This window comes from Legionella sp. JM-2024, assembly GCF_055389095.1.
This window is the reverse complement of record NZ_AP039388.1, coordinates 1,551,955-1,565,557: the sequence shown is the minus strand read 5'-3', so window position 1 is coordinate 1,565,557 and position 13,603 is coordinate 1,551,955. Positions and strand designations below refer to the sequence as shown.

The window sequence follows — 13,603 nt, the reverse complement described above, 5'->3', positions numbered from 1 at the left end:
TAATATGATTACACGTATAAAATTATTTATAACAACTTTACTTATCTTTTTCATTCCTATAACCAATGCGGCACAAGATGCCAGTACTATGCCTAGCTTGGCTCCTGTACTAAAAAATGCTATGCCAGCAATTGTTAATGTAGCGGTTCAAGGATATTTACCTAATGATGTGGCCTCATCCGGACACTCAGGTGAAGATGATGGCCAAGATAACAAACAACCGTCTAGAATACCCGAAAAAGGCAGAAAGTTTGAAAGCATAGGTTCAGGAGTAATAATTGACCCTAAAAATGGCGTCATTATCACTAATGATCACGTTATCAGAAATGCCAATTTAATTACTGTAACCCTCCAGGATGGCAGAAGGCTGAAAGCTCGTTTAATTGGTGGTGATAGTGAAACAGACTTGGCCGTTTTAAAAATCGATGCTAAAAATTTGAAGTCTTTAGTGATAGGTGATTCTGACAAATTAGAAGTTGGTGACTATGTTGTAGCTATTGGAAACCCATTTGGATTAAACAGCTTTGGAAACAGTCAATCGGCTACCTTTGGTATAGTAAGTGCATTAAAGCGCAGTGATTTGAATATTGAAGGAGTTGAAAACTTCATTCAAACAGATGCCGCAATTAACCCCGGTAATTCTGGGGGCGCTTTAGTCAATGCAAAAGGCGAATTAATTGGCATTAATACAGCAATTATTTCCCCTTATGGAGGTAATGTTGGTATCGGTTTTGCCATTCCTATTAATATGGCAAAAGATGTTGCACAGCAAATCATTAAATTTGGCTCTATTCACCGTGGTTTAATGGGGATATTCGTTCAACATTTAACTCCAGAACTTGCTCAATCCATGGGATATGCTGAGGACTTTCAAGGTGCTCTGGTATCACAAGTCAATGAGAACTCTCCTGCTCAACTAGCTGGTATACAAGCAGGCGACATTATTGTGCAAATTAATGAAACCCTGATAACCCAGGCCACGCAAGTCAAAACAACAATTAGCCTGTTACGTGCTGGCTCTACTGCTAAAATTAAGGTTATACGTGATAATAAACCCCTAACCTTGGACGTAGAAGTAACTGATATCAAAAAACACGAACAGAAATTACAGTCCAACAATCCATTTCTCTATGGATTAGCCTTACGTAATTTTGAACAGGAATCTCCTCCTCATGGCAATGTTGTTGGAGTTCAAGTCGTAGGTGCCTCTGAAAGCAGCGCTGGATGGCGGGCTGGCTTACGACCTGGTGATATTATTATTTCTGCGAACAAAACACCGGTTAAAGACCTTAAATCGTTACAAGCCATTGCACACGATAAAAAGCAACAATTGCTAGTCCAGGTACTTCGTGGACCAGGAGCTCTTTATCTGTTAATTATTTAAACCTAGTCCTTGCATTTCATAACCCCCTTTTTTATAAACGGTGGGTTATGAAGTGTTCATTTAAGATTAGGACTTATGTAAAACTTCAGAATTGGAACATAAAATGTTTTTAATGAGAGAGTTTAGATAAACTAAATAACCGAATTAAAAATATTTTTTAACAAAGAAATTGGAATTTTGCATAAGTGCTAAAGATGATTTTATACATTTACCAATCAACTTCCTCTATGAATAACTTAGCTTAATTTTTTGATAAACCCAAACTCAAAAAATTAATTATAAAAATTCTAGGAAACAGTCTTGACATCAGCGCATGAAAAAGACAAAATCACGCCTCTTATGGCTATGTAGCTCAGCCGGTTAGAGCGCGGCACTCATAATGCTGAGGTCGGTGGTTCGAGTCCACCCATAGCCACCATTTATAATCAACAAACTCCATTAAATTATCAAGTTTTCCCTCAACTTTGGGTATTTATTAGGATGATAAATGAACTTTGATAAGCAATACCAATGCAAATTACGGTCTCCTGAACAAGCTGTAAATTTAATCCCCCAAACGGCAGTAATTTCCATGGGTATGCGAGCTGCTACCCCTCCAGCCTTATGCCACGCTCTGGCAGATCGCGCAAACTCAGGGGACTTAAAGGAAGTGAAGGTTTATTATCTTCGCTGTGGGAAGATTGCATTACAAACAATCTTTCAAGAAGAATTACTTCATGTTATTAGACCTTATTCTTCTATGTTGTCCAAAGGAGAAGTTCTATTGGCTGAGCGAGGATATGCTCGTGGTAAAAAATATATTAATTTTGTTCCTGTCAATTTTAGCCGTTATCCCTCCACTATCAAGGCTCTAACAACACTCGATGCTTTTATTGTTACGGTCTCGCCAATGGATAAATTTGGATATTTCAATCTGGGAACTAACGGAGATTATGCGATCGAACTGGCACGCTATGCTGACAAATTAATTGTTGAAGTGAATAGCAATATGCCCAGAACAGCAGGTGCCACTTTAATCCATATTTCTGAAGTGGATGCTATTGTCGAAAATACAGTTGACCTATTAGAAGAACCATCAAAACCTACAAATGAATTAGACCAGCAAATTAGTCAGCACATCGCATCTTTAATTCCTGATGGCGCAACTATTCAAATGGGTATTGGCAGTATTCCCAATGCGGTTTGCGAACAACTAAGCCAGCATAAAAATCTCGGCATCCACACTGAAGTAATTACCTCAGGAATGATTGAATTAATCCAGAAGGGAATAGTAACCAATAGCAACAAAACAATTCATCCTTATGTCAATGTATTTACTTTTGCAATTGGTGATAAAAAACTCTATGACTTTATTGACAATAATCCATCAATGATTTGCCTTCCTGTTTCTTATGTTAATGAACCTAATGTTATTGGGCAAAATAATCTTATGACTTCCGTCAATGCTTTTATTGAGATTGATTTTAGTGGGCAGGTAAACTCTGAATTCATTGGGCACCAATTTTCAGGCGCAGGTGGACAATTAGATTTTATTCGAGGGGTGCATTATTCAGAAGGAGGCAAAACGATTATTGCGAGTAGCTCAACTGCAAAAAATGGCACCTTATCCAGAATTGTCCCGAGACTTTCTTCGATTGCAACTGATACACGACTAGATATTGATTATGTAGTAACTGAATATGGAATAGCTCAATTAAAGGGAAAATCTACTACGGAGAGAACAAATCAACTCATTAATATTGCTCATCCAACATTCCGTGAACAGTTACTAAAACAAGCAAAGCAACAAAGATTTATTTAATTAAATAGAGTTTATTTACTCACTAATCTAATAAAACAAGGCTTCCCGCAGGAATAAATGAAGGACATGGATAAGATAAATATTATGTATTAACAATTCAGATCTCAGACACTTAGGTGTCGGTTATGAAATATTAACACATGGTAGCTTTAAAGAATTATTTAAAAATAACCTCATCCACTTCCAAAACCCTTCTCTCAGCAGAAAATTGATTCTGAAACAAATTAAGCCCTTCCTCACGCATCATGGGTGCCAATTCAACAAAATACTTATCTAAAACATCTCTGTTATCTAACAAATACTGAACCGTTAATTTTTTCTGATTAGAAATTTCTTCTTTATCCTGCCTTAGAATGTAGGCTTGAATAAATCCTGGAAATTGGATGATTTCGGCAGCATGCTTCTTTAACCATAATTGAAATTGTGGGTATATTTCCGTATTAATAGTTAAGTTCACTTCATAAATAACCATATTTTTACCTTTTAAAATGAATCCCAATCGAATACCTCAAAGTCTTACGAATCACACTAACTTATTTATTGGTTAATGCAACATATCATCAAGATTTATTATTTGGATAATGAATAATGTCATGAAAACATGAAACTTCTGATGAGGTATTGCGATAACCATGTAATTGATTGGCATTGAAGCGCAGCCCCTCTCCTTGACTCAAAGATTTCCAGATATCACTTACTAAAACCTCAACTTCTCCATTGACCACAACAACATGCTCAATCACATTATGTTGATGTGGTGGCGATAAATGTTCACATCCTGGCAATAATTCAATTACAAAAATTTCAAAACTTAACTCATGATCGTAAGGAAACAATGGCATTACTCTAATCCCTCTATCTGAGGGATGCAGCGGTTGTGCTTGCCCAGAGCGATAAACCGGTTGGTTAAAATCGGTACTAATATCTTCAATAAAAGTAGAAAAGGACGTATCAAACCCACTGGCAATTTTCCATAAAGTAGCAATAGTAGGACTTGATTCCTCCCTCTCAATCTGGCCCAACATGGCCTTACTAATCCCAGTCTCTTTTGCTGCTTTATCCAAACTCCATCCACGCTCACGACGTAATGTCTTTAAAGTCAAAGAAATTTTTTTGTATATATCTTTCACACTTCACCTACACATAGAAATCACTTGTGCGTTATAACGCACAATGCTAACATAACCTATTATGCGTTATAACGCACAAACTGTGAAGATGAGGCATCTCATGTCGGAAGAGAAATTCAAAAATAAATTAGTAGCTGTTCTCAATAAAAACATAGAGACAGGTAAGGTTATGAATGCATTGGCTCATATGAGTATTGGTATAGGAGCAGCTATTGGTAACAAAGAATTACGCTTAACAAATTATCAAGATGCCGATGGAGGATCTCACCTCTACATTTCAGAATTACCTTTTATTATTTTGTCATCAAATTCCAACAAAATTAGAATACTACGCCAGGAAGCACTTATAAATAATATTATCTTTAATGATTTCACTGACACAATGACCATTGGCACCTATAAAGAACAAATTGAAAGAACATTAGAAGTTAGCGATAAGAATCTTATTTATTATGGCATCATACTATTTGGAGACTGGGACAAAGTAACGGAATTAACTAAAAAATTTTCTCTCTGGCGGTAATTTGTCTAAGATATGCTATGACGATCGAATATGAAAATTTGAGTAAAAATGCCAAAGCCATTCAGGACGCTTTGTTAAAAGAAGGATTAACAATAAAAGTGCTTGAGCTGTCTTCCAGTACACGTACGGCTCATGATGCTGCATTAAGTATAGGATGTGAAGTTGATCAAATTGTTAAATCACTACTGTTTCGTTCAGAAAAGACCAATCGGCCAGTTTTAATTCTGGCTAGTGGTATAAATCGAGTGAATGAGAAAAAATTTGAAAAATTAATTAGTGAAAAAATAGTTAAAGCTGATGCTGACTTTACCCGTGCCATAACGGGGTTTGCAATTGGTGGCATTCCACCAATAGGTCATAAACAAATAATTGATAATATTTTTATTGATGAAGATTTGATGACATTTGAAAAATTATGGGCTGCAGCAGGAATGCCAAATGCTGTTTTTTCTTTACATCCTGGCGAGCTTGTCAATTTAACTGGCGGAAAGATTGTTTCAATTCAGTAGACTTGAAGAACAGTAAAAAGTCACCTGGAGATTCATAGACACTTCCAATAGGATGCTAGCGATAATAAGCATCCGTTACATAAAAACAGATTCACCTCTAAATCATTCTATTTAATGTGAGTTCGATATCAAAAGTGAGCTTATTTTTTGATATCGAACTCAGCAATTTATGAAGTGGATCTCATATAAATGCTATACATCCCCGCTTTCGCTGAGGACAAGCTTTATGGAATATCGTTCATTTAGCGATATAAAAGCCATTTCCATGTCTTTTATATCGAACTCACGTTATTTAGTAAAAAAATAATTCCATATATTCTTTTTTTAAATGATAATGATAATCATTTTCATTTAAAACAATCAAGTGTTGTACATAAAAACTTACATTAAAACTGGAATTTTTTCTGGAATATTGGTGTTCTTTGGTAATGTATTTGCTTTTGCCAGTACCGGTAATACTTTATTTAAAAGTCAAAATTTCACTTATGACGGACATATATTCTTTAATGCCACTAATTCAGCAATACAAGGTGAGAAATATTTACTCAATCAACAGTTATCCAATATCAAACTAGGCACTGAATTACAGGTTACTGATTGGAATAAAATGAAAGGACTTTTGATTTTTAATACATTACCAACCCCCGTTGCTCCTCAACTTTATCTTGAGCAACTCTATGATGAATTCAAAATGCCTCCGTCAAACGCCTTTTTTACAATTGGGAGAAAATGGCTGACTTTTGGAAATTATAAAAACGACTTGATCTACAAACCACTCACAAAAGCGTTAGGACAAACAAACGAAGCTACTGCAGTTATTGGCTATGATTCTTTATATTATGCTAATGCCTCTTTTTTTGAGCCTTATTCTCGGACAAAAACTTCATCACTGCCTCTTTACTACAATTTGAATGCTGGTCTACATAACAAAATAGCCGACCTGGGTGTCAGTTATTTATATTCCTTAGCAGACAGTCAGCTGTTTCAATATAATAAAGGTTTTGGAGGTTTTTTATCTCATCCATTAAAAACCAGAGTACCTGGGTTCGCAACTTATTTTAATTTGAGACACAAGAGGATAAGCACTTATCTGACTTATGTCACTGCAGTTAAGCCTTTTGCGATAGAAGACATGAGTTATAACAGTAAAAGAGCTTTACCGAAAGCATTTAGCGTACAAAGTGGTTATGATATTAATGTAAAACTCCCTTTTAAAATAATTGGCTTCTATGACTATTCCTTTCAAGCTCTGGCGTTAGGTTTACCTGAACAACGACTTGGTATAGGATTGTCAATGAACCCCTCCCCCTATCTTAGTATTCAACTTCAGTATGCTAAAGACTACGGTTATGGAAATAATGCCATAGCCTCAGGGTTAAATCATTTTGTAAGTGGACGCAATATAAAAATGAATAATTTTGCATTACAAGCCATATTAAATTTTTAAATTGAGCTAAGGCGCCATATGATTTAAATATGCACAGCTAGATTTTGAATTAAAACAGAACAAATGTATTTACTTATACACAATACGTCTCGCGCTTTATGCGCGAAAAGTATTTTTTTGATTACTTACTAGCGCTATTTTGTAAACATCTCTTAGAGACAAACCAAAGCATGTGTTACTTTGAAGCGGTTTAACAAAACGAATTGTCAACAAATTCCATTAAAAAAGCCATTCCCAATTATTTAAGTAGAAAAAACACAACACCTTATTGCAAATGATAATCATTATCATTTATAGTATGATCGTTTCTCACCTATTGAAGGGAATAATCATGGCAGTGGTTTTAAACAATTCTTATAAAACAAATAATCAATTACATAAGTTATTACTTAAAAAACAAGTTCCTATTTCACAGTCAGAAATGGAATATTTTATATCCATCGCACATCAACAATGTTTAGCTCGATTACAACATGCGGCACTTTGTGAAGGATTGATGGATAAGAAAATTCCCTGTCACCATATCCATGATTATCTTGATCTGCTTAAAAATCAGCAGAAAAAACAAAATCCAGCAAAGATATTTGATAGATGGTCTATGTTAAAACAAGAACTCGAAGAAAGTATTACCAATCAGGCATTAGCCCTTGCCTATTATCATTATTGGCAACAATCACTAAAGCAACAGGCAAAAAACTATTCCAGTTTATGGTTATGGTTATCTGAACACCATGATAAGCAGCAAATTCTGACCTTTTCAGAGCAATGGGGGTGTACAGGTCATCCATATCATCCAAATTTTCGAGTAAAAAAAGGATTTACTCCTGAAGAAGTGATTCAGTATTCCCCTGAATTTAACACTCAGGTTAGCATTCATTGGCTAGCCATACACCGTTCCGTTGCATTTACTTCAATTGATACCACAAACTATGTCTTATTATTTGCTCAACATTTTGTTAAAGAATATCAAGCCTGGTATGAACATATCAGCTTGCAACATCTGGATCCTGAACACTATCTTCCCCTTCCCGTTCACCCTTGGCAATGGGACAATAAATTACGATTTCTTGCCTCAAGTTTAATCAATTCACAACAGTTACTCATTGTCCAGAATCTTCAAAAAACAAGACCTTCAATGTCCTTTCGAACTATGATGCCTATAGATAACAGAGGGCCACATTTAAAATTAGCCACTGCGGTGCACACAACCTCTGCTCTTCGTACTGTATCTCCAGCATCAGCAAGCAACTCAGCGCCTCTTTCCAATTGGCTTAAAGAATTACTTATTCAATACCAGGCTTTTGAGAAACCACTTTTTTTAGCTAGAGATTTAGCGGGAATTAATACAATGCACCCTTCCATTTCTCTCCAAGAAAAAAAACATTTGGCCATGATAGTACGTGAAAATCCACTACAAATGCTCGAAGACTCACAAATATTAATACCAGTTGCGACACTCTTTGCAGCTTCTGCAATCAGTCAATTACCTCTATTAATTGAAATTATTGAAGCAAGCAAAATTGAACCTGAAATGTACTTAATTGATTATTGCAAGTGCGTTTTACAATGCCAATTACATTTGTTATTAAAATATGGTGTTGCTTTAGAAGCACAGCAACAAAATACATTGGTTATTTTTCAGCATAATCGGCCAATCGGATTGGTAATTCGTGATCTAGGTGGTATTAAGCTCTGTTTTAATTCACATTATGACAAAATTCCAAAACCAAATCTCCACCCCGATTCTACCATTTCATGTTATGAGCTTGGTGATGTCTTTAATACTTTCATTTATGGAAATTTCCTGAGTAATTTGACACCCGTTATTAACTGCTTGCATGCAGCCTATGGCTTATCTCCCAAGAAGATATGGTCCTTAATAAGACAAACTGTAAATGAATTGTTACAAAACTTTAGAAAAGAAATGAATTCATTAATATATCAAAGATTTCAACAGCACTTATTTTCTCTTCCCTGGCCACATAAAAGTTTGCTTACTATGAGACTTAATCAGAATCAAGATAACTTGGTATTTTCTAGTCTCGATAACCCATTGAGTCAATATAATGAATAAGTCGATACAGAAAACGATGTTGTTTGGTCAATTTTTGATGATATTGGCATTAGAAATGACGAATCCCTTTCTGCCATTGTTAATTTCTCATCAAAGCAATGCACCAATGCAATCTGCTGTGGTTTACAACACATTAAGTTTAATTTTACCTATGGTTGCTAATATACTATTAACACCAATCTGGGGGATGGCTGCTGATCGCTATGGCTATAAACCCATGTTGATGAGAGCATCTTGGGCTTTGGTACTTACTCAGGCAAGCATGATTTGGGTAAATTCTATATTTTGGATTTTAATTATTCGATTAATGCAAGGAGCCTTCGCAGGATTTATTGTTGCAATGCAAACCTATGCTTTAAGTGTCACTGAATGGCAAAACAAAAGTACACAACTGTCCCGTTTACAGTCTTCCAAAGCAATTGCTACTGCCACTGCTGGGCTTGTCGGAGGCTTAGCACTAATCCTTACTAACTACCAGGGATTATTTGGTTTAGCTACTTTAATTTGTTTGATGGCTACTATAGCCATGCACTACAAATTACCTTCTTCAAGAAAAAATCCGGTTAAGAAAAAATCACAAACATCCAGCCATCTTCTCAGGTCAAAAAACATTTTCTTCTTTCTTTGTTTATTAATCATGCTAACGCAAATTGCCAAATTTTTGCCCGATCCAGGTTTTGCACTGTATTTAAGCAAGTATTGCTCTGATAATCTAATACTGATTGGCTTACTCTACTCTTTACCCGCTATAGGGATGCTATGCAGTTCAGAGTGGTGTGGTAGACAATTTGACCACTGTCGAAGTCATCCTCCATTGGTTAACCAATATTTAATACGTTATAGCTTACTGGGGGCTATCCTCATGATAATTCAAGCCAATGTCAGCAGTTTTTATCTATTTGGCTTTATACGCATTTTATGGGGAGTTGTATTAGCCGCCCTATTACCCGCATTATTTGCCCTGTGCAGTGATCGTAATTTATTACCTGGTTATGCATTAGGATTAGCCAACTCATTTGCTAAATTAGGAAATCTTATTGGATTGCTATTAGGGGGTATTTTGGCAAGTTATCTACCATACACTGCGATTTTCCTGATGATTGCTGCAATTTACTTTCTATTCGCTATTTTTGTGTATGGACATCATCTGTTAAACGCTCGACAAATCTCTGCTTTCTCTAACTCTTATTTGAACGCAAAATTATGAAAACAAATGCTCTGCTTATTGTGCTATTAACCTGGTTTCTTGGGAATATGGATATACATTTTCTCACACCTGCTTTACCTTCATTAGCCGATTTTTTCTTAGTAAGTCCCAACATAGCCCAGTTAACCATTAGTCTTTTTCTGCTGGGGAAAGCCCTCAGTATGATTTTATGGGGTCTTGTTTCCGAACACTATGGTAGAAAACCTGTATTCATAGGAGGATTGATCCTGTTTATTGTTAGTAATTTTTTGGTAGCATTGAACAATTCTATTGTCCTCTTTTTAATAAGTCGCTTTTTCCAGGGAATTGGAGTTGGCGCTACTCTACTGATGGGTAGAGCAATGATCAATGATACTCATAATGAGCAACAATCCACAAAATATTTTGCATGGTTATTTACCTTAGCAGGTGTTTTTATTTGCTTTCTTCCCTTTTTAGGAGGATTAATAAACAGCTATTGGAATTGGAAAATTGCTTCTCTTCTCATAGCATCATATGGCTTACTACTATTACCATTGTGTAGATCGCTAAAAGAAACAAAACCTCTAAAAACAAGCTCTCCAGAGCTAAGTCAAAGTCTTATGCTGGTCTTTAGCCATCCTGTTTTTGTTTCTTATCTTTTTATTTCTGCTTTGATGATGGCAGGTGAATCAGCATTTAATACCAGTGCCTCATTTATTCTTATTAAAGGAGCACATTTTACTAGCGCTCAATACGGCTCTATTAAAACTTCTATGGCCATTATGCATTTATTAGGTACAGCTTGTTGTGGCTTAATAGTAAAATATTTTCATAGTACGCAATTAACAAAATTAGGTGTGCATTTCTTTGTTTTTTCAACCGTTCTCATGTGGTTATTTGTATTGTCTTCTGAAAATATTTATTTGACTTTTATAGTTCCTATGATGGTCTATTATTTTGGTACAGGTTTTATTGTTGCTTCTGCGACATCGGCCGTCGTTCGCCCTTTCCCACAACAAATGGCTATTGCATTAGCTATCACTTTATTTTGCCAATTTAATTGCTCAGCCTTCTTCAGTTTCATCACCAGTATGTTAGGGATTCAACGAGTCGAAATCTTTATGTTGCTGTTAAGTTTTATCAGTATTTTAAGCATGCTTTCTCTGCTCAAACTTGAACGAATTAAGTCCTACTGAAGTATAGCCAAAATAAGTGGACATATAACTCCTTGTATAACCTATAGATTTTGCCTGGATCTAAGCTGATGTGACATAGATCCGCATCTTTAAAACACTTATAGCGTATCTATGTAAAAAGATGCAGATTATATGTATTTCTGCCTAAAGAAGGCTATGCTTATTTAAAACGAGTCATTAATCTTATTTCACTTGGAAGGTGTGTATTCCCTTCGAATAGAAAGCATAAAATTATGGCTAGCAGCTTTAAAATTAGCATACGTGTTAGTATTATTACCCTATTCGTCCTTTTATTGAGCTTGGTAGGTTTCACTATTATTGGCATCAATTATCTCGCTTTCAATAAAGTTCTGAACAGAAGTGCCAAAGAATCAATCGAACAAGCTTCCTTACTAATTAAAGAACGATTTCAAATCTACCTAAATCCGTTAAATCTTGATTTAATTGAAATAAAAAATGCGCTGGATAAGGGTATTATTAACCCTGATAACTCAGAACAATTTGATAAATTCCTTTTTGAATCGATTCGATATAATCCTGAAATATTTATGGTTTACTATGGAACAGCAAACGGGGATTTTATAGGGGTAGATAGAGAAAAAAAAGGAACCATAGGATTAACCCATGTCATTAATACAAAGTCACCCCCTATAAATAAGCATTATGAATTAGATGCAGAAGGGAAAATAGTTAAACAAAAATTACTTACCCGTCACTATGATCCAAGAGTGCGTCCCTGGTTCCAGCAGGCCGTAAAAGAGGAGAAACCAATATGGACCAACGTATATACCTTCTATGTATTCGATAAAAGTGACTTCCTTGTACCAGGTATTACTGCTGCCTCACCAATATACGATAAAAATAAGAATCTAAAAGGCGTTATTGCACTTGACCTGACAGTGGATGGCTTGCAGCATTTTATTAGATCTCTGGAAGTAACTAAAAATACAATGATTTATGTAGTCAATAATCAGTCCAATGTGATCGCTTACCGCAATCCTCAAGACCATGAAGACATCCGTGGGAAAAGATTAACTTCTGAATGGATAAAGAAACTTAATATTCCTCTTGAGAAACTGGATTTTAATTCCTTTCAACCTATAGTAAAGTCCTATATTCACAATAATCAAAAATACTTTTTCTCCTATCAACCCGTACTAAACAGGAAGGGGATAGAGCCTTGGCATATTATTATCATAGTTCCGGAAGATGATATAACCGAACCCCTGAAAAATTTAAGTATGCGTTATATCCTGCTCACGATTTTGGTTTTACTGATTGGAACAATCTTGGTTCGTATCGTCTCACAAAGAATATCAAACCCTATCATTCAATTAACTGAAGAAGCAAAAGAAATTACCATGCTTAATCTTAAGCCCAGACCATTATTAAAAACCAGGATTAAAGAAATTAGTTATATGGACAGAACTCTTTCCACTTTGCGCTCAAGTTTGACCTCTTTTCAGCGCTACGTACCCAGTTCTTTGGTCAAAAAATTAATGAATAGTGGAAAAATAGCTCGAGTTGGCGGGCAAAACCAAACCGTAACCCTTTTATTTTCTGACATCAAAGACTTTACAAGTATTGCAGAATCAACTTCACCTCAACAGTTAATGACTTATTTATCTGATTATTTTCAGTACATGACTGAGGCAGTGATACAACATGAAGGCACACTTGATAAATACATTGGGGATGCCGTTATGGCCTTATGGAATGCTCCTTTAAAGGATGCAAAACATGCCTTTCATGCCTGTAAAACGGCCGGAATCATGCTGGAGCGACTGAAAAAATTAAATCAGAAAAATAAGCGTAGGAGATTTCCTGAATTTCATATAAGAATTGGCATTCATACAGGAGATGCAGTAGTTGGTAATGTAGGCTCTGAAGACAGACTTAGTTTTACAGCTTTGGGAGACTCTGTCAATTTGGCAAGCCGCTTAGAATCAATTAATAAAAATTATCACACCAAAATTATTGTCAGTCATACCACTTTCATTCAGGTGGCCAAAGAATTTCCTTTTCGTATGCTGGATGAAGTAGCGGTCAGGGGTAAACGTGAAAGCATAGCAATTTATGAGTTAATTACCGAGACAAATCTTGAGAATTTGGAGAAACATAAAAAAGAATTTGAAAAAGCTTTTTTGCTATATCAAAAAGGGTCTTGGGAAAAAAGCATAGTGGCTTTTGAAAAATTAACTCCTGCCTACCCTAATGATAAACTGGCTTCTGTTTATATTAAGCGCTGTCGACTGTTGTTGACTACACCACTCCACAATTGGGATGGTGTTTGGCGCGAAGGAGAAACAATCACTCAAATCAGGTAAAATCAGATTAATACGAACTGATTATTATAAGCAATTACAGTGTC

11 protein-coding genes and 1 tRNA gene are annotated in these 13,603 nt (G+C 35.6%); 10 read left to right on the top strand and 2 right to left on the bottom strand.

The annotated features are described in order from the left end of the window. The first annotated feature begins 4 nt into the window (after positions 1-4). The 3 genes from ACZ5EK_RS06935 to ACZ5EK_RS06925 all read left to right on the top strand — a co-directional run bounded on the left by ACZ5EK_RS06935 (position 5) and on the right by ACZ5EK_RS06925 (position 3,185). Complete coding sequence (locus ACZ5EK_RS06935; protein WP_464432154.1) at positions 5-1,384, top strand: Do family serine endopeptidase; 1,380 nt, start codon at positions 5-7, stop codon at positions 1,382-1,384. A gap of 341 nt (positions 1,385-1,725) precedes the next feature. Further along, positions 1,726-1,802: transfer RNA gene (locus ACZ5EK_RS06930), tRNA-Met, on the top strand. A 69-nt stretch (positions 1,803-1,871) separates the two neighbouring features. Continuing rightward, the gene (locus ACZ5EK_RS06925; protein ID WP_464432151.1) at positions 1,872-3,185 is read left to right on the top strand and encodes an acetyl-CoA hydrolase/transferase family protein; all 1,314 of its coding nucleotides are present in this window, start codon (positions 1,872-1,874) and stop codon (positions 3,183-3,185) included. 157 nt (positions 3,186-3,342) lie between these two features. Here the strand turns inward: ACZ5EK_RS06925 and ACZ5EK_RS06920 are convergent, their stop codons facing one another. Continuing rightward, the gene (locus ACZ5EK_RS06920) at positions 3,343-3,657 is read right to left on the bottom strand and encodes a DUF4286 family protein (RefSeq protein ID WP_464432150.1); all 315 of its coding nucleotides are present in this window, start codon (positions 3,655-3,657) and stop codon (positions 3,343-3,345) included. An 88-nt stretch (positions 3,658-3,745) separates the two neighbouring features. Beyond that, the gene (locus ACZ5EK_RS06915; protein WP_464432148.1) at positions 3,746-4,315 is read right to left on the bottom strand and encodes a helix-turn-helix domain-containing protein; all 570 of its coding nucleotides are present in this window, start codon (positions 4,313-4,315) and stop codon (positions 3,746-3,748) included. A 100-nt stretch (positions 4,316-4,415) separates the two neighbouring features. Here ACZ5EK_RS06915 and ACZ5EK_RS06910 point away from each other — a divergent pair, with 100 nt between their 5' ends. From ACZ5EK_RS06910 to ACZ5EK_RS06880, 7 genes are all read left to right on the top strand, one after another. After that, positions 4,416-4,838, top strand: a complete 423-nt coding sequence (locus ACZ5EK_RS06910; protein ID WP_464432146.1) for a DUF2000 domain-containing protein — start codon at positions 4,416-4,418, stop codon at positions 4,836-4,838. Positions 4,839-4,855: 17 nt separating this feature from the next. After that, on the top strand, positions 4,856-5,347 hold the full coding sequence (locus ACZ5EK_RS06905; protein ID WP_464432145.1) for a YbaK/EbsC family protein: 492 nt from the start codon (positions 4,856-4,858) through the stop codon (positions 5,345-5,347). 415 nt (positions 5,348-5,762) lie between these two features. Then, positions 5,763-6,794: an LbtU family siderophore porin gene (locus tag ACZ5EK_RS06900; RefSeq protein WP_464432144.1), complete on the top strand. Its 1,032-nt coding sequence runs from the start codon at positions 5,763-5,765 to the stop codon at positions 6,792-6,794. A gap of 331 nt (positions 6,795-7,125) precedes the next feature. Further along, the gene (locus ACZ5EK_RS06895) at positions 7,126-8,868 is read left to right on the top strand and encodes an IucA/IucC family protein (protein WP_464432141.1); all 1,743 of its coding nucleotides are present in this window, start codon (positions 7,126-7,128) and stop codon (positions 8,866-8,868) included. Continuing rightward, positions 8,861-10,075, top strand: a complete 1,215-nt coding sequence (locus ACZ5EK_RS06890) for an MFS transporter (RefSeq protein WP_464432140.1) — start codon at positions 8,861-8,863, stop codon at positions 10,073-10,075. The genes ACZ5EK_RS06895 and ACZ5EK_RS06890 overlap by 8 nt, the downstream gene beginning before the upstream one ends. Then, the gene (locus ACZ5EK_RS06885) at positions 10,072-11,232 is read left to right on the top strand and encodes an MFS transporter (RefSeq protein WP_464432139.1); all 1,161 of its coding nucleotides are present in this window, start codon (positions 10,072-10,074) and stop codon (positions 11,230-11,232) included. The genes ACZ5EK_RS06890 and ACZ5EK_RS06885 overlap by 4 nt, the downstream gene beginning before the upstream one ends. Before the next feature lie 233 nt (positions 11,233-11,465). Continuing rightward, positions 11,466-13,559, top strand: a complete 2,094-nt coding sequence (locus tag ACZ5EK_RS06880; RefSeq protein ID WP_464432137.1) for an adenylate/guanylate cyclase domain-containing protein — start codon at positions 11,466-11,468, stop codon at positions 13,557-13,559. The last annotated feature ends 44 nt before the right edge of the window (positions 13,560-13,603 follow it).

Coding starts and splice junctions, on each gene's coding strand:
- ACZ5EK_RS06920 (WP_464432150.1), bottom strand. CDS start 3,657: ATGGTTATTTATGAAGTGAACTTAACTATTAATACGGAAATATACCCA.
- ACZ5EK_RS06905 (WP_464432145.1), top strand. CDS start 4,856: ATGACGATCGAATATGAAAATTTGAGTAAAAATGCCAAAGCCATTCAG.
- ACZ5EK_RS06935 (WP_464432154.1), top strand. CDS start 5: ATGATTACACGTATAAAATTATTTATAACAACTTTACTTATCTTTTTC.
- ACZ5EK_RS06880 (WP_464432137.1), top strand. CDS start 11,466: ATGGCTAGCAGCTTTAAAATTAGCATACGTGTTAGTATTATTACCCTA.
- ACZ5EK_RS06925 (WP_464432151.1), top strand. CDS start 1,872: ATGAACTTTGATAAGCAATACCAATGCAAATTACGGTCTCCTGAACAA.
- ACZ5EK_RS06910 (WP_464432146.1), top strand. CDS start 4,416: ATGTCGGAAGAGAAATTCAAAAATAAATTAGTAGCTGTTCTCAATAAA.
- ACZ5EK_RS06890 (WP_464432140.1), top strand. CDS start 8,861: ATGAATAAGTCGATACAGAAAACGATGTTGTTTGGTCAATTTTTGATG.
- ACZ5EK_RS06895 (WP_464432141.1), top strand. CDS start 7,126: ATGGCAGTGGTTTTAAACAATTCTTATAAAACAAATAATCAATTACAT.
- ACZ5EK_RS06885 (WP_464432139.1), top strand. CDS start 10,072: ATGAAAACAAATGCTCTGCTTATTGTGCTATTAACCTGGTTTCTTGGG.